This is a genomic window from Streptomyces sp. NBC_00510, assembly GCA_036013505.1.
Lineage (GTDB): Bacteria > Actinomycetota > Actinomycetes > Streptomycetales > Streptomycetaceae > Actinacidiphila.
On sequence record CP107851.1, the window covers coordinates 974,439 to 990,441 of the forward strand.

14 protein-coding genes and 1 pseudogene are annotated in these 16,003 nt (G+C 73.9%); 7 read left to right on the plus strand and 8 right to left on the minus strand.

The genetic code is table 11. The features are described 5' to 3' along the window. Positions 1 to 7: 7 nt before the first annotated feature. The gene (locus OG937_04315; GenBank protein ID WUD70956.1) at positions 8 to 1,741 is read right to left on the minus strand and encodes an MFS transporter; all 1,734 of its coding nucleotides are present in this window, start codon (positions 1,739 to 1,741) and stop codon (positions 8 to 10) included. 308 nt (positions 1,742 to 2,049) lie between these two features. On the opposite strand from OG937_04315, the gene OG937_04320 reads away from it, so the two are divergent. Next, positions 2,050 to 3,705: a hypothetical protein gene (locus OG937_04320; GenBank protein ID WUD70957.1), complete on the plus strand. Its 1,656-nt coding sequence runs from the start codon at positions 2,050 to 2,052 to the stop codon at positions 3,703 to 3,705. A gap of 94 nt (positions 3,706 to 3,799) precedes the next feature. Here OG937_04320 and OG937_04325 read toward each other — a convergent pair whose 3' ends face one another. Both OG937_04325 and OG937_04330 read right to left on the minus strand, forming a co-directional pair. Beyond that, positions 3,800 to 4,651: a hypothetical protein gene (locus tag OG937_04325; GenBank protein WUD70958.1), complete on the minus strand. Its 852-nt coding sequence runs from the start codon at positions 4,649 to 4,651 to the stop codon at positions 3,800 to 3,802. Positions 4,652 to 4,730: 79 nt separating this feature from the next. Then, positions 4,731 to 5,162, minus strand: a complete 432-nt coding sequence (locus OG937_04330) for a hypothetical protein (protein WUD70959.1) — start codon at positions 5,160 to 5,162, stop codon at positions 4,731 to 4,733. A gap of 156 nt (positions 5,163 to 5,318) precedes the next feature. Between OG937_04330 and OG937_04335 the strand changes: the two genes are divergently transcribed. Together OG937_04335 and OG937_04340 are read left to right on the plus strand one after the other, a co-directional pair. Beyond that, the gene (locus OG937_04335) at positions 5,319 to 5,621 is read left to right on the plus strand and encodes an antibiotic biosynthesis monooxygenase (protein ID WUD70960.1); all 303 of its coding nucleotides are present in this window, start codon (positions 5,319 to 5,321) and stop codon (positions 5,619 to 5,621) included. A 194-nt stretch (positions 5,622 to 5,815) separates the two neighbouring features. Beyond that, positions 5,816 to 6,268, plus strand: a complete 453-nt coding sequence (locus OG937_04340; protein WUD78629.1) for a universal stress protein — start codon at positions 5,816 to 5,818, stop codon at positions 6,266 to 6,268. Positions 6,269 to 6,334: 66 nt separating this feature from the next. On the opposite strand, the gene OG937_04345 is transcribed toward OG937_04340, so the two are convergent. Together OG937_04345 and OG937_04350 are read right to left on the minus strand one after the other, a co-directional pair. Beyond that, on the minus strand, positions 6,335 to 7,324 hold the full coding sequence (locus OG937_04345; protein WUD70961.1) for an aldo/keto reductase: 990 nt from the start codon (positions 7,322 to 7,324) through the stop codon (positions 6,335 to 6,337). Between the two features lie 94 nt (positions 7,325 to 7,418). Next, entirely contained in the window at positions 7,419 to 9,017 is a 1,599-nt protein-coding gene (locus OG937_04350; GenBank protein WUD70962.1) for an NAD(P)/FAD-dependent oxidoreductase, read from the minus strand. A 405-nt stretch (positions 9,018 to 9,422) separates the two neighbouring features. Here OG937_04350 and OG937_04355 point away from each other — a divergent pair, with 405 nt between their 5' ends. Next, complete coding sequence (locus OG937_04355) at positions 9,423 to 10,997, plus strand: serine/threonine protein kinase (GenBank protein WUD70963.1); 1,575 nt, start codon at positions 9,423 to 9,425, stop codon at positions 10,995 to 10,997. A 31-nt stretch (positions 10,998 to 11,028) separates the two neighbouring features. On the opposite strand, the gene OG937_04360 is transcribed toward OG937_04355, so the two are convergent. Beyond that, positions 11,029 to 11,241 carry a hypothetical protein gene (locus OG937_04360; protein WUD70964.1) on the minus strand — a complete coding sequence of 71 codons (213 nt, stop codon included), beginning with the start codon at positions 11,239 to 11,241 and terminating at the stop codon, positions 11,029 to 11,031. 312 nt (positions 11,242 to 11,553) lie between these two features. Between OG937_04360 and OG937_04365 the strand changes: the two genes are divergently transcribed. After that, positions 11,554 to 12,462, plus strand: a complete 909-nt coding sequence (locus tag OG937_04365; protein ID WUD70965.1) for an SGNH/GDSL hydrolase family protein — start codon at positions 11,554 to 11,556, stop codon at positions 12,460 to 12,462. 81 nt (positions 12,463 to 12,543) lie between these two features. Here OG937_04365 and OG937_04370 read toward each other — a convergent pair whose 3' ends face one another. Both OG937_04370 and OG937_04375 read right to left on the minus strand, forming a co-directional pair. Beyond that, the gene (locus OG937_04370) at positions 12,544 to 14,001 is read right to left on the minus strand and encodes an NAD(P)/FAD-dependent oxidoreductase (GenBank protein WUD70966.1); all 1,458 of its coding nucleotides are present in this window, start codon (positions 13,999 to 14,001) and stop codon (positions 12,544 to 12,546) included. A gap of 139 nt (positions 14,002 to 14,140) precedes the next feature. Continuing rightward, entirely contained in the window at positions 14,141 to 14,584 is a 444-nt protein-coding gene (locus OG937_04375) for a VOC family protein (GenBank protein ID WUD70967.1), read from the minus strand. A gap of 205 nt (positions 14,585 to 14,789) precedes the next feature. Between OG937_04375 and OG937_04380 the strand changes: the two are divergent. Beyond that, positions 14,790 to 15,055: pseudogene (locus OG937_04380) on the plus strand (MFS transporter). 118 nt (positions 15,056 to 15,173) lie between these two features. After that, positions 15,174 to 15,944: a hypothetical protein gene (locus OG937_04385; GenBank protein ID WUD70968.1), complete on the plus strand. Its 771-nt coding sequence runs from the start codon at positions 15,174 to 15,176 to the stop codon at positions 15,942 to 15,944. Positions 15,945 to 16,003 lie beyond the last annotated feature (59 nt).

A 16,003-nucleotide genomic window follows, 5' to 3' on the forward strand; every position in this document is an offset into this window, starting at 1 on the left:
CCACCGGTCAGGCCGTGACGGTCTCGCCGGGCAGCGCCAGGTCGAGGTCGACCAGGCGCTCGTCGCCCGCGTGCGTGGCCGCCGAGGCGAGGGGGCCGTGCCCCGCCGCCCGCGCGGCGAGCACGTACGGGCCCCCGGCCGGGACCGCGAGCGCGTACCTGCCGTCCTCCGCGGAGAGCGTCGCGCCGGCCTGCCGGCCGCGGCGGTCGATCAGGGTGACCTTGGCACGGGCGACCGGAGCGCCCCCGGCGCCCACGACCCGGCCCCGGAAACCGCGCAGGACCTCCTCCGCACGCGCCAGGCCGGCCTCCTCCTCGCTGCTGGCGCGCAACTGCAGGCCGGTCCGCCGTCCGGGCAGGCCGAGGGCGAGCAGCAGGCCGAGGAGGACGGCGCCCGTGGCGATGAGGAACGAGACGCGGAAGCCGTGCATGGTCGGGATGGCGACCCCGTTGACGTGCTGGGCGGTGTTGGCCAGCACCATGCCGATCACGGCGCTGGAAACCGAGGTGCCGACGGACCGCATCAGGGTGTTCAGGCCGTTGGCCGCGCCGGTCTCGGAGGCCGGCACCGCGCCGACGATGAGCGCGGGCAGCGAGGAGTAGGCCAGGCCGATGCCCGCGCCCAGGATCACCGAGGTGAGGACGGTCTGCCAGACGGCGTCCATCAGGCCGAGGCCGCCACCGTAGCCGGCACCGATCACCAGCAGGCCCATGATCAGCGTGGTCTTCGGGCCGAAGCGGGCGGACAGGCGGGCGTAGACGGGGGCGGTGAACATCATCGTCAGGCCGAGCGGGGCCACGGCCAGACCCGCGACGACCATGGACTGGCCCAGGCCGTAACCGGTGGCGGCGGGGAGCTGGAGGAGCTGGGGCAGGACGAGCGAGACGACGTAGAAGCTGACCCCGACCATGATCGAGGCGAGGTTGGTGAGCAGCACCTCGCGGCGGGCGGTGGTGCGCAGGTCGACCAGCGGGGCCTTCACCCGCAGTTCCATCACGCCCCACAGCAGCAGGACGACGGCTGCGGCGGCGAACAGCCCGAGGGTGGTACCGGACGACCAGCCCCAGTCGCTGCCCTTGGTGATCGGCAGCAGGAACAGGACCAGGCCGGTGGACAGGCCGAGCGCGCCGGGCAGGTCGAAGGTGCCCTTCGCGCGCGTCGGGGACTCCGGCACGACGGCCAGGGCGAGGACGATGGCGAGGACGCCGAGACCGGCCGCGGCGTAGAAGAGCGCGTGCCAGTTCGTGTGCTGGGCGATCAGGGCCGCGCCGGGCAGCGCGAGGCCGCCGCCGACGCCGATGGAGGAGCTCATGAGGGCCATCGCCGAGCCGAGCCGCTCCCGCGGCAGCATGTCGCGCATCAGCCCGATGCCGAGCGGGATGGCGCCCATGGCGAAGCCCTGGAGCGTACGGCCCACGATCATGGTGAGCAGCTGGCTGGTGACGGCGCTGACCACGGCGCCGACCACCATGACCGCGAGGCTGGTGATCAGCATGCGGCGCTTGCCGTAGAGGTCGCCGAGGCGGCCCATGATCGGGGTGGCCACCGCGCCGGAGAGCAGGGTGGAGGTCAGCACCCAGGTCGCGTTGCTCGGCGCCGTGTGCAGCAGCTGCGGCAGGTCCTTGATGACCGGCACGAGCAGGGTCTGCATGACCGCGACAACGATGCCCGCGAAGGCGAGTACCGGGACGACCGCCCCGCTGGTTCTCCGGGCGGGCAGGTCGGTCGTCGTGAGCGTCATGGGGTGAGGCCTCCGGGCAGAGGTAGGACCGTGGTGGTGGTCGTGCGGGTCGCGTACGAGGGATGCAACCCCGTATGCCGAGGCAACTATTCCGGCACCCGGATTCCGTAAAACATGCATGTGTCCGGCTTATTTGGCTTTGGTCTCGACGTACGCGGATCCCGGGGGGGCGAGCGGCCCGATCTGTGATCTCTCTGTGATCTTCCTGTACGCAACGGTGCGGGTGCCCGGGAGGTCTGAAGGACGTGCGCCCAGAGCGGCGCACCCCCTTCAGACTCCGACATCCGACATCCGACAAGGAAACGTTGATGAGACGTCCCGTCCGCAGATCCGTCTCCCGGGCAGCGATCGGTCTCGTTGCGGCCGCCGCTCTGGCCGCCGGGTTCGGCTCCGCCGCACCCGCCCTCGCCGACGACGGCGCCCCGCTGCCGGTCGGGATCACCGGCGCGAGCCACGTGGATCTGTCGCTCCAGGGCGACGACGACGACCCGAGCCAGCCCCAGGTCACGCTGCGGCTCGCCGCGCCCGGCAGCGACGAGCCGGACGACGACGGGGTGGTCCCCGTCGTCCACCAGGGCCCGTACACGATCAAGATCGACGCCAGCGGCCTCGAGGGCGTCGCCGCCGTGAAGCTGCCCTGCGACGCGACCGGACTGACCGCCGTCTGCGAGCGCGACGACATCAACGCCGGGGAGGCGTACAACCGCATCGGCGGCATCCGCCTCGACGTCGACGCCGACAGCGCGGCCGGGGACTTCGGCACCATCAAGGTGACCGGCGAGGGCGAGGGCGTCGAGTTCGCCCCGCTCACCATCGACGTGCTGGTCGGCGGTCCGGAACTGCTGGGCCGCAAGCTCTCCGAGCCCAAGGGCCTCGCCGCCGGCGACACCTACCAGGCGCCGGTCGGGTTCCGCAACGTCGGCGGCATGGCGGCCGAGGGCGCCGTCCTCCACTTCCACGGCTCGCGCGGGCTGAGCTTCCCCGACGGCTACGGCAACTGCGCCTACAAGCACACCACCGAGGGGTCGCTGCTCTACCAGGGCACCGACGCGATCTGCACCTTCCCCGGCACCTACAAGACGGGCACGGCCTACACCCTGGCCGAACCGCTGAAGGTCAAGACGGCCGCGTTCGCCCTCAGGGACGGCTTCAGCTACGGGTTCTCCGCGGTCGGCGCGAAGAAGGCCGAGGCGCTGCTGGAGAACGACGGCTACACGCCGGGTACCGGCGCGCCGCTGACCCTCGAGGAACTCCCCGGCGCCCCCGCGGGTGACTACACGCGCTACGCCGATCTCGACCTGCCGAGCGGCAACACCTACGACCTGGTCCTGACCGGTGCCTCCGCCCGGGGCGACGCCGGCGACACGGTGAAGGCGGACATCGGCTTCCGCAACGACGGTCCGGCCTGGATCAGCGCTCTGCGCAGCGGCGGGGAACCGATCATCTTCTCCGTCGCCGTGCCCGAGGGCGCGAAGGTGACCAAGAGCCCCAAGGGCTGCAACTTCACCACCATCGACGAGGGCGTCAAGGGTTACCTGTGCTGGGTCGACACCCCGCTGCTGGAGGACGCGAAGCTGAGCTTCCCGTTCGAGCTGCGCATCGACAAGGTCGTGAAGAACGCCAAGGGCAAGGTCTCCCTGCCCAGGTGGAACGACCCGGCCGAGCCCGAGCACTCCAACAACACCGCGTGGATCGTCCTCAACGCCACCGGCGACGGCGACGGCTCGCAGGGCTCCTCCGGCGGCCCGTCGGCCACCCCGGAGCCCACCGCCTCCGGCGACGACACGTCGGGCTCCTCCGGCACGTCCGGCAGCGGCGGCTCCTCGTCCTCCGGCGGTGACTCCGGCGGCGGCCTCGCCTTCACCGGCGCCGGCGGCGCGCTGCTCCTCGGCGGCTCCGCGCTCCTGGCCCTCGGACTGGGCGCCGTGATCATCGTCGTCGTACGGCGCAGGAGCGCCGCCTGACGCCGCACCGCCACCACGCACGCGACGGCCGCCACGCCCCTCGGGGCGCGGCGGCCGTCGTCATACGGGGTGATGGGGAGGGTCTGGCAGAGATCTACCGCCTGCCGAGCGCCACGGGCCCGCCGGTGAAGGCGTCCAGCAGGATCCGCCCGCCGAGCGGCCGGTCCAGGCGGACCGTCACCGGATCGACGAGCAGTTGCGCGGTGCACGGGCCGTCGTCCGCACCGCGGACCATGCCGCGGAGCACCACGCTGTCGCGGGTCTCCAGCACGTCCACGGCCGGACCGTCGTCACAGGCGCCGTGCCCCGCCAGGACGGTGACGCTCCGGCCGTCCCCGGCGACCTTCCGCAGCCCCTCCAGCGGCATCCCGGGATCGGTGGCCTGGGAGAGGGCGGCGATCGGCGCGCGCGGCAGCCGCGCGGGGCTGATCGCGGCACGCACCAGCGGGGTGTCGTAGCCGTCGAGCGTGAAGTGCCAGGCGGGGACGCGGGCCTCGCCACGGCTGGTGAGCAGGGTCATCTCGCCGAAGGTGGCCTTGGTGACGGTCAGCGGGTCCGCGCGGCCCTCCGGCCCCTCGTCCAGCCCGTCGTAGGCCTCCCGTGCCGTCATCGGCGTGACGGGCGTCGACGTCCCGTCCGCCCAGCGGATGCGGCCCTCCCGCTCGGTGCGGGGCAGCGCCCCACGGTGCTCGAAGTTCCGCGTCAGGTAGGCCTGCTTGTCGGCGTCCGTACGGAAGGCGTTGTCCGGGAGCCGCACCACGTCCTCCAGCGGGTAGAAGCCCTCCCGCCACGATCGTGCGGCCTCCGAGCCCTCCCAGGCCTCGGCGACCTCCCGCATGCGGGAGGTCGCCGCACCGTCGTCGTCCGTCGCGGACACCGTCCGCGCTCCGCATCCGGCGGATCCCAAGAGCAGACAGACGGCACCCACCAGCACGAGCGATCTCATGACGCCTCCCCAAGGCAGTGGGCCCCCCTCGGACCCCGCCGATGTGACGTACCGCCCCGGCAGCGGGTTCCGCCCCGTGTCACCCGCCGGCCGCGGCGGCCGGCGCGGGCGGGTTCCTCCGGTTGCCCACCCAGGTGAACAGCGCCGCGGCGGGCGGGAATCCCAGCACGATGCCGACGTGCAGACCGAGGTCCGTGGCGGAGGGCGCCACCAGCCGGGCCACTGTCAAGCCGAGCGTTCCCGTCACCGCCAGGACGCAGGTGCCGGCCGCGGCGGCCAGCCCCCGGCGGCGAGGACGCTCGCGGTCGGAGCCGACGACACCGCCACCGGCGATCAGGGCGGTCCCGACCGACAGCAGGCTCACGTCGGGCAGCAGGCCGAACGGCCAGAGCAGCAGGGCGAGGGCGCCCATCGGCACCAGCGCCATCACCACCAGCCACGCGGTGAGCGCGGCGGCCTGACCCGGCCGGCGCCGGCCGGGACCAGCGGCGTCGTGACGATCGCTCTTCATGCTGGGAGCGTAGCCGGGCTCTCGCCCGGTCAGGGACCCACGGAACGGGCCGCGAAATGCCGTGCCTGCTTCGCGGAACACGCCGGGCCGGCCGGGTAGCGTCGCCGTCACCAGCGGCCCCAAGGGGCCGTCCCTCCTGCGACCTGGAGCACCGGTATGCCCGCGTACGGATTCTTCGTGGAGTTCGAGGCCCGGCCGGGCCGGGAGGACGACGTCGTCCGCTTCCTCGTCGACGCCAAGGCGCTGGTCGACGCCGAACCGGGGACGTTGGCGTGGTTCGCCTTCCGCCCTGGGCCGTCCTCCTTCCGCATCTTCGACGCCTTCGAGACCGAGGAGGACCGCGAGACGCACCTGCGGGGCAAGGTGCGGCAGCGCATCGAGGCGCTCGGTGACGAACTGTTCGCCGTACCGCCCGTCATCACCCCGGTCGACGTCCTCGCGGCGAAGCTGCCCGGCTGACGGGGCGCAGGGTACGGCAGCCACCAGGCTCAAGGGGCACCACCCCCCGCCGCGGACGGCCCCACCGGTCGGCGCAGACTGTGAACGGAATGTTCACGCCGTACGACACCGCTGGTCAGGGGAACTCCACCACCGCGGGCCTCTACTGAGTCCGCAAACCCCTGCTCAGCCCTGGAAGAAGAGAAAAGATGTCCATGTACCAGCGCATCATGGTTGCCGTCGACTCGAGCCCCTCCCGCCAGTCCGCCCTGCGCACGGCCGGGGACATGGCCCGGCTGACCGGCGCCGCGGTGCACGTTGTGCACGTGCTCGCCTCGACGGTCGCGTTCGACACCGTCATGACCCTGGAAGAGGACTCCGACGCCGGCGCCGTCGTCGACGAGGCCGTCGCCACGCTCCACGACATGGGTGTGGCGGAGGCCGACGGTGAGCTCGTCCGCGACGTAACCACGCAGGAGGTCGCCGGCGCGATCTCCGCGGCGGCGGAGCAGTTCAAGGCGGACCTCCTGGTCGTCAGCCCCCACCACCGCGGCTCGGTCGCGGCCTTCTTCAACCCCCGCGTCAGCGACGCCATCGCCCACACCAGCCGCATCGCGGTGCTGCTCGTCCCCGAGGAGCGGGCCGAGGGCGACGCCTCCGCCGCCTGACCGGGCCGGATCGGATCGGCCCGTCCGGCTCCGGCGAGCCGGTCGGGCCGCGCCGGTGCGCCCCGGTCACGGCGTGGGCACATGCTCCGGGAGCAGCCCGGCGTGCTTGACGGCGTGCCAGAACTCCTCCGGCACCGGGTGGTCGAAGAACGCCACGCTCTGGGCGACCTCTTCCGCGGAACGGGCACCGACGACCACGCTCGCGACCGCCGGGTGCCCCAGCGGGAAGCGCACGGCCGCCGCGAGCAGCGGCACGCCGAAGGTCCGGCACACCTCCCGCCACGCCGCCACCCGGCCGGCCAGCGCGGCGGGCACGGTGACGTACCCGTGGGGCGCACCGGGACGCGGGTCCGCGAGCAGCCCCGACTGGTAGACACCGGCGGCCATGACGGCGATGCCGCGCTCGGCGCACAGCGGCAGCAGTTCGTCCAGGCCCGACTGGTCGAGGAGGTTGTAACGCCCGGCCAGCAGCACGCAGTCCGGTCCCGGATCGGCCGCCCGGCGCAGGAAGTCGACGGCGACGGGGGCGTGGTTGACCCCGATCGACACCGCTCCCACGGCGCCGGCCTCCCGCAGTTCGGCCAGCGCGCGGTAGGCGTCGCCCACGGCGGCGGTGAAGTCCTCGTCGGGATCGTGCACATGGAGCACGTCGACGCGGTCGAGCCCGAGCCGGGCCAGGCTCTCCTCGACGCTGCGCAGCACTCCCGCGTACGAGTAGTCCAGCCGCGGCCCCACGCCCGGCGGGGGATCCGCCCAGATCGGCTGGGTGTCGGGGCCTCCCGGTTCGATCAGCCGCCCCACCTTGGTGCACAGCACGAACGCGTCGCGCGGCCGGGCCGCGAGCGCAGCGCCGGTGCGGGTCTCGGAGCGCCCGTAGCCGTAGACGGGGGCGGTGTCGTAGAGCCGGATGCCGAGGTCCCAGGCCCGGTCCAGGACGGCCGCGGCCTGCGCGGCCGGTACGGGTGAGAAGAGTCCGCCGAGCGAGGCCAGGCCCAGCCCGAGCCTGCTGACCCGCAGCGGTGTGCGTCCGAGCTGCACGAGATCGCCGGCCCGCATGTCGCCCCCTCCTGCCGAACGGTGTCGTCCCTACGGCAGCCAGGGGACCACGCCCCCGTCCGGCGCACCAGGCCCGCCGCGGCGCGGGCCCCGGTCAGCGGCGCCCGGGCCGTCGTGCGCCGCGGATGAGCTGCTGCGCGGCGAGGTGGCCCGAGCCGCCGCCGAGGCCGGGGCCGGGGTGGGTGGAGGCGCCGATGTGCCACAGCCCGGGGACGGGTGTGGCGTGCCGGGGCGCGCCGGGCAGCGGTCGCCACAGGAGGCTCTGGTCGAGTTCGGCCGAGCCTCCGTAGGGGTCGCCGGCCACGGCGTTGGGGTTGTGCCCGGACAGGTCGGCCGGGGTGACGGCGTCCCAGGCGAGCACCTTGCCGGGCAGGTCGGGGGCGTGGCGGGCCACCCGGGCCAGGACCCGGTCGACGTAGCCCTCGGTCAGTGCCTTCGTCCAGCCGCCGCCGACGTCCAGTTCGCCGGCGGCGTCGCCGACGGGCGCGAAGGGCAGTTCCTGGAGCTGGATCCACAGGGACGCGGCGCCTTCCGGCACGCGGGACGGGTCGAGGACGTGCTGCTGGCCGACGACCACCGTGGGCCGGCGCGGCAGCAGGCCCGCCTCGGCCTCCGCGCAGGCGATCCCGGTGCTCGCCGATCCGTCGCTCAGGTGGAACAGCGGGATGCCGGCGAGCCGGTCGTCGTTCCAGCCGGGCGGGGCGGAGAGGGCGACGTGGAGCTGCATCGCGGCGCGGCCGTAGCGGTAGCGCCGGGCCTGGTCGCGGACCGCGGCGGGCACCGGGGCGTCCTGCGGCAGCAGTTCCCCGTACAGCGCGGTCGGGGTCACCGAGGCGAGGACGGCACGGCGCGCGTGGATGTGCTCACCGCCGCCGGCCACCCCGGTGACCCTGCCGTCGGTGAGGAGCAGCCGCTCCACCGGGTACCCGGTGCGGACGTCCACGTGGAGTTCCCCGAGGAGCGTCTCGAAGGCCCGGACGAAGTTGCCGGCGCCGCCCGCCACGACGGGCACTCCGTAGCCGTGGAGCGAGGCCGCGAGCACGGGCAGCAGCAGGCCGCCCCCTGCGTGGTCCGGGGACAGCCCCGCGTGCAGCAGCCAGGGCACCCACAGCAGGTCGGCCTCGTCGCCCCGGAACGCGCCGCGGCAGTAGGAGCGTCCGCTGGTGACGGCCGACCGGAGCCAGGCCTCGGTGCCGGTGAACCGTTCGCGGCGCACCAGCTTCGCGATGTGCCGCAGCGTCCGCGGGGAGCGGGGCTCGCCGCTCAGCATGCCGCCGATGGCGTCGGCGTTGTCGAGGAAGCGCCCCAGCATGGCCAGGTAGGCGGCCCTGTCCTCGGCCCGGCCGAACGCCTCCGCCGTGGTGGCCGCGTCGCGGTGCACGAGGAGCACGCGGCCGTCGTCGGTGACGGTCCCGGTGACGAAGCCGTCGCCGTTGCGGTACTCCAGGCCGTGGCGGTGCAGGTCCTCGCCGAGGACGGCGTACGCCCCTCCGGACACGAACAGCGGGTGCCAGGAGGAGTAGGTGTCGTGCAGGTAGCCGGGCAGGGTCCGTTCCTCGGTGGCGATGAAGCCGCCAAGCCGGTCGCCCTGTTCCAGGAGGGCCACCGACCAGCCGTCCTTGGCCAGTTCGGTGGCGGCGACCAGGCCGTTCACACCGGAACCGACGACGACGGCGTCGACCGTGCGTGCCATCAGTGCTCCTCGGGTTCGTCGCTCCGGAAGGCCGCTCCACGGGAACCGGCCGGGGCGACGTCCCCGTGCGTCCATGGTCCAGCGTGCGCGCGGGGCGGGGCACCCGCACGTCGGGCCGGCCACGCCCGGCCGCCACCGGTCCGGTCCCGACGCCGGTGGCCGCCCCAGGGGCGCCGCTTCGTGGGGCGCGACCGCGTGCTCGGTCGACGTGTCGCACTGACGCACCCAGGCCGTCCACGCCCTTGCTGTCGACGGCCGGCGTGCCCGATGCTCATATCCCCAGAGCCACATCGGTCGCCCCAGGCAGCCGTGGCCCGGTCCCGCGAACCCGCCCCCTCCGGTGGCGGGCATCGGCGCGACCCGCCACCGCGTGCCGGGGTGGGCCGGTCGTCAAGGGGGGGTTCGATGCGGACTGAGCGGGTGATCCCGGTGTTCCAGCCGTTGGCGCCCGGTGATCCGGCCACCGTCGCGGGGTACCGGATCGCCGCCCGCCTCGGTGAGGGGGGCATGGGGACGGTGTACCTGTCGTACACACCCGGCGGGCGCCCGGTCGCCATCAAGGTGATCCGGCCGGAACTGGCCGCGGACCACGAGTTCCGCCGCAGGTTCCAGCTGGAGGTCCAAGCCGCCCAGCAGGTGCAGGGCCTGTACACCGCGCCGGTCATCGACAGCGACACCGATGGGGAGCGCCCCTGGCTCGCCACGGCGTATGTGGCGGGGCCCTCCCTGCAGGCGGCTGTCGGCCGGCACGGGCCGTTCCCGGTGCCTGCCGTGGCGCTCACCGTCGCCGGGATCGCCGAGGCCCTGCAGGCCATCCACAGCGTCGGCATCGTGCACCGCGACCTCAAACCGTCCAACGTGCTGCTGGCCGCCGACGGGCCGCGGGTCATCGACTTCGGGATCGCCCGGGCCGCCGACGCGACCTCGCTGACCCGCAGCGGCGTCATCATCGGCACCCCCGCCTTCATGACCCCCGAGCAGGCCTCCGGCGCCCCGTGCCTGCCCCCCACCGACGTCTTCGCCCTCGGCCAGGTCGCCGTCTACGCCGCCACCGGCCGGCCCGCCTTCGGCGAGGGCACCCCGCACGCCGCCCTGTACCGCATCGTCCACGCGGAGCCCGAGCTGTCCGGCGTGCCCGATGAGCTCGCCGAACTGGCCCGGCTGTGCCTGAAGAAAGATCCGGCCGCCCGCCCCACCCCCGCCGAGGTCATCGACATCTGCCGTCGGATCTCACCGCGGACGGAATTGCGCCGCCCCGAGGGCTGGCTCCCGCCGGCCGTCGCCGCCGACATCGGCCGCCACACCACCATGCCCGCCCCACCGCGCTCGCCCGTTCCGCGCCCGGGGCCCAGGCCGGGCGTCGTCGTGGCCGTCATCGCCGGCCTGGCGGCGGCGTGCGTCGCCGCGCTCCTCGTGTACGGCAGAACCGTGGACCGGTCGGACGGACCGAGCGGGGCCGGATCGCCGGACCGCGGCTCCTCGACGTCGACCGCCCCGAGCGGCAGCGGCACCGGTGACGGCAGTGGAGGCGACAGCGGCGAGAAGGCCGCACCGGCGGCGGACCCGCCGTCCACGTCCTACAAGGGCGTCGACCTGGCCGACGGCTACACCATCTCCCTCTCGGAGCTGCCGCCCAAGCCGTACCACCCGAAGACCGGCCCGCACTACGAAGGGGACTTCGGCTACTTCACCGACTGGGTCACGCAGAGCTGGGGCTTCGCCACGCCCGACGGCAACACCCTGGCGCTGCTCACCAACCGTCAGACCGGGTCGCTGGCCACGTGCCGCTCCGCGACCCGGTACTCCCAGCAGATCTCACGGGAGAACGCGGTCAAGGGCAGCCGGATCTGCGTGGTCACCGCCGCCGGGCACATCGCACTCGTCACGGTACGGGGCTACTCCCCCGAGGGTGCGGACAACTACTACGCCACGGTCGACCTGACGGTCTGGCAGAACGCGGAGCAGCCCGGCGAGGATTGACCCACGGCACGTACGGGGTCCGCGACGGTGCTCAGGCCGGCACGGGCAGCGGTCCCCCGGCGCGGCGCCTGCGGGCCCGGCCGGGGACCGTCCGCTCGTACACCGGCCCCACGACCAGCCAGGCGACCGTCCAGGGCGCGCGCACGCAGGCCAGGAGCCCGCGCGGCCACGGGCGCCGGGGAGGGTGGGCGCTCCGGTCCTTGCGGTGTGCGCCGTGGAGCCGTGCCGGATTGTCCGTGCTCATGGGGATCACCTCGTCGTGGCGGGGCCGTCGTCCTGTCTGCTGTCTCGCCACCAGCAGACAGGTGACGGAAGGCGCTGTCATGCCCCGAGATCGCGGGGCTTGAACGGCCGCCGGGGATGTGCAGGGCACCGGCCCGGCCGGTGGCACGCGGGGCGCCGGCGTTTGCGTCTCCCGAAGGCGCGATGATCTACTTGCTTGGCGCAGCAAGTAGCTTGTGCACGCGGCGTGATGCCGCCGCAGGAACCGCTGCGCAGCCGGGGGCCACCTCGTCCGGCGGCCCGGACGGCCAGGAACCACGACGAACGGACACAGATGAAGAGAACACTGACCCGGCCCGGCACCCGTCGCGGGGTCGCACTCGGTGCTGCCGCCCTGACGGGCATGGTGACGCTGCTGGGCTTCGGAGCAGGGACCGCCGGCGCGTCGCCGGCCGGTCACGGGGGCGGTGGACGGGACTACGTCGCGCTCGGCGACTCCTACGCGTCCGGCCCGCTGATCCCCGACCAGGTGGACCCGACGTGCCTGCGGTCGAGCCACAACTACCCCTCGCTCGTCGCGGCACGTGAGAACGCCCGCCTCACCGACGTCAGCTGCTCGGGGGCGACCACCGCGGAGATGACCGCGCCCCAGGGCGCCGCACCGGCGCAGCTCGCCGCCCTCAAGCGCAGCACGGACCTGGTCACGCTCAGCATCGGCGGCAACGACATCGGCTTCAGCAGCGTCATCGCCACCTGCGCCGGCGTGACGTCCTCCGACCCCACCGGGGCCCCCTGCCGCGCCCACTTCACCGCGGGCGGCCACGACCAGCTCGCGGAGCGCGTCGCGCAGACCGCGCCCAAGGTCGCCACCGTCATCCGCGGCATCCACCGGCGCGCGCCCCACGCCCGCGTCGTGGTGGTCGGGTACCCGGACCTGTTCCCTGACGACGGATCGGCCTGCACCAGCGCCACGGTGCCCTTCGCGGCCGGCGACTTCTCCTACCTGCGCGACACGGAAAAGGCGCTCAACGCCATGCTGGCCACCCAGGCCCGCAAGGCGGGCGCGCGCTACGCCGACACCTACACCCCGACCATCGGGCACGACATGTGCGCGCCGACGGGCACGCGCTGGATCGAGTCCCTCGCCCCCGCGACCCCGGCGGCACCGGCGCATCCCAACGCCCAGGGCGAGGCGGCCATGGCCGGCGCCGTGCACCAGGTCGTCACCCGTCACCACCGCTGACCCCGGTCGGCGCTGAACCCGTACGGTGACCGAGGACCCGCCTCCCCTCGGGAAGGCGGGTCCTCGCCGCATGACGTGCCGTCAGGCTGCCCGCATGTCCCGGTAGGTCTCCAGGACGCGCAGCCAGACCTCGCTGATCGTCGGGAAGGCGGGGACGGCGTGCCACAGCCGGTCCACCGGGATCTCACCGGCGACGGCGACGGTCGCCGAGTAAAGCAGCTCCTGCACTCCCGGGCCCACGAAGGTGACGCCGACGACCGTGCCGCGGTCCGGGTCGATCAGGACGCGGGCCTTGCCCCGGTAGTCCTCGGCGTACTGCACGGCCCCGGCGAGACGCCCGATGTCGTAGTCCACGACGTCCACCCGGCGACCCGCGGCCTCCGCCTCACGGGTCGTCAGTCCGACGGAGGCGACCTCCGGGTCGGTGAACACCACCTGCGGCACGGCGTGGTTGTCGGCGGTCGCGACGTGCGCGCCCCACCTGCGGTCGTCCACGGGCTCGCCCTTGGCCCGTGCTCCGATCACCGCTCCCGCGATACGGGCCTGGTACTTCCCCTGGTGCGTCATCAGGGCGCGGTGGTTGACGTCGCCCGCCGCGTACAGCCAGCCGTCGGCGACGGCCGTCACCCGGAACGTGTCGTCCACGGGCAGCCAGTCGCCGGGGGCCAGGCCGACCGTCTCCAGGCCGATGTCCGCGGTGCGGGGGGCGCGTCCGGTCGCGAAGAGGATCTCGTCGGCGACCAGCGTCCCGCCGTCCGCCAGCGTGACGCGTACGGGACCGTCCGGGCCGTCCTCTCGCGCCACGGCGGTCACAGAGACGCCGAACCGTACGTCCACACCGGCCTCGCGCAGGGCCTCGGCGACCATCTCCCCGGCGAACGGCTCCATGCGGGCGAGCAGTCCGCTGTTCCCCCGGACCAGCACGGTCACCTCGGAACCGAGCGCCCGCCACGCGGTGGCCATCTCGACGGCGACGACGCCGCCCCCGACCACCACCAGACGGCCCGGTACCTCGTGGGCGCTCGTCGCCTCGCGGTTGGTCCAGGGACGCACCTCGGCGAGCCCCGGCAGATCCGGGAGCAGCGTCGTGGTCCCGGTGGCGACGACGACGGCGTGCCGCGCGGTCAGGCGGACCGTCCCGCCGTCCGGCGTGTCCACCTCGACCTGCCGCGGCCCGTCCAGGCGGCCGTGGCCGCGCACCAGGTCGACGGAGACGGAGTCCAGCCACTCGACCTGGTCGTCGTCCTTCCAGTGGGCGGAGAGCCGGTCGCGGTGGGCGAGGACCGCGGCCACGTCCAGCGGTGCCTCGACCGCGCCCCTCAGGCCGGGTATGCGGCGGGCGTCGGCCCGTGCCACCACGGGCCGCAGCAGCGCCTTGCTCGGTTCGCACGCCCAATACGAGCACTCGCCGCCGAGCAGTTCGCCCTCCACCAGCACGGTGGCCAGTCCGGCGGCGCTCGTCCGGTCGGCGACGTTCTCGCCGACCGGTCCGCCACCGATGACGACGACGTCGTATTCCCGGGTTTCGTCGGTCTTCATAACTCGCTTCCAAAGGGGGCCAGAGGGGACCCGGTCACGGGCCCGCGGTGCCGCGGAGGGGGGATCCGCGGCACCGCGGGGGTTCAGGGGGTCGGGTGGTCGGGGAAGGTCGGGAGGTCGTCGAGGAGGGAGGGCGGGGTCAGCGCCCCGGCAGGCGCTCGGTGACCTCCTGGAGCGCCCAGCCGTTGCCGTCCGGGTCCGCGAAGGTCGCGAAGGAGCCGTAGCTGGCGCGCGCAGGGTGCGGGCCCGCGACCCGGCCGGTCTCGCCGGCGTGGTGGAAGACGCCGCCCGCGTCGTGGAACACCTCGCTGATGTCGACACCACGTGCCGCCAGTTCGGCGCGGGCCGCCACGATGTCCTCGACGATCAGGTGGAGGCCCTGCACGGTGCCCGGCGCGGCCGTGGTGACACCGTCGCCGAAGAGGATCGAGGCCCCGGATCCCTCCGGGGTGAAGTGGACGACGCGGAATCCGTCGTCGCCGACGTAATCGACGTCCAGCCGGAAGCCCAGCGCCGCGTAGAAGTCCTTGGCCCGGTCCACATCGGACACGGGCAGCACCACAACCTCGAGCTTCAGGTCCATCGGGTTCTCCCAGTTCTGAAATCGTCACCGCTTTGACTGGTGACGAGCATGGCCCAGCATTTCGTAACCTGTCAAGACGGTGACGTCGGCACGTCCGCCACGAACGCCGGCCCGGCACCCCCAGGATATATTTGACCCGTCAAGCACTTGGCAGTCTGCCCGTGCCGCGTCCGCGCCCTCGTCGACATCCGTGAGGAAGACCGAGATGACCACACCGGCTGTGACAACCCCGCGGCAGGAACCCCCGGCGGAGCGCGACGCCCGGCGGTGGTGGGCCCTGGGAGTGATCGCGCCGGCGCAGCTCATGGTCGTCCTCGACGCCACGATCGTGAGCATCGCCCTGCCGTCGGCCCAGCGCGACCTCGGGCTCACCGACGGCAGCCGGCAGTGGGTCGGACCGCCTGCACGCTCACCTTCGGCGGACCGCTGCTCCTCGACGGACGCATCGGGGACCTCGTGGACCGCAAGCGCGCCCTCGTCGCCGCCCTCCTCGCGAACGTCCCCTCACCGCGCCGCCGCGGGGGCGTGCTCGCGTCCGAGGTTCGGGCGGCGGCGTAGCCGTACGGGCGGGCCGGGTATCCTCCGCGGCGTGACCGAGATGATCAGCAATGCCGCGGTGGACGCCCTGCACGGGGCCATGGAGCGGCTGACGGACCTCCTGCCCGGCGCCTTCACGCGGCGCGGCCCGAAGGGCGGGCGGCTGGTGTGCACCGGCCTGCCGGTCGCCCTCCTCAACACGGTGTCCACGGGTCACGAACGGGATCTGCGGGAGACGGAGGCCCTCGCCGAGGAGCTGTCGGCGACGGGCCTGCCCTGGAGCATCCAGGTCCGCGGCGAGGCCGATCCGGAACTGACGGCGCTGGCGGCCCGGTTCGGCCGTACGGCCGGCACCACGCTCCCCCTGCTGGCGTGGGACGCCGCGTCGCTCGCCGATCTGCCCGCCGCGCCGCCCGGGGGCGGCACGGTGCGCACGCTCACTGGTGCCGAGGCCGGGCGGTACTCCGCCGCGCTCGCGGCGGGGTTCGGCATGCCCGGGGAGGTCGCGGACGCGTTCGCCCTCCCGGCGCTGCTCGACGCCCCCGGCATGACCGCGTTCACCCTCGACGTGGACGGCGAGGCCGTCGCGACCGGGTTCAACGTCCTGGTCGGCGACCACGTGGGGATGTTCAACGGTTCGGTACCGCCGCGGCACCGGGGCAACGGCCACTACCGCACGCTGGTGACGGCCCGACTCCGCGACGCCGTCGCGTCGGGGGCCCGCCACGCGTTCACGCAGAACTCCCCCATGTCCCGCCCCCTGTACGAGTCCCTGGGCTTCCGGCTCGTGGAGACCTGGACGTACCTCACCCCCGCGGGCTGACCCCTGGGCCGGCACCCAAGGGCGTCGCCGCTGCTCACAGGGCCGGCGGTGACGGATGT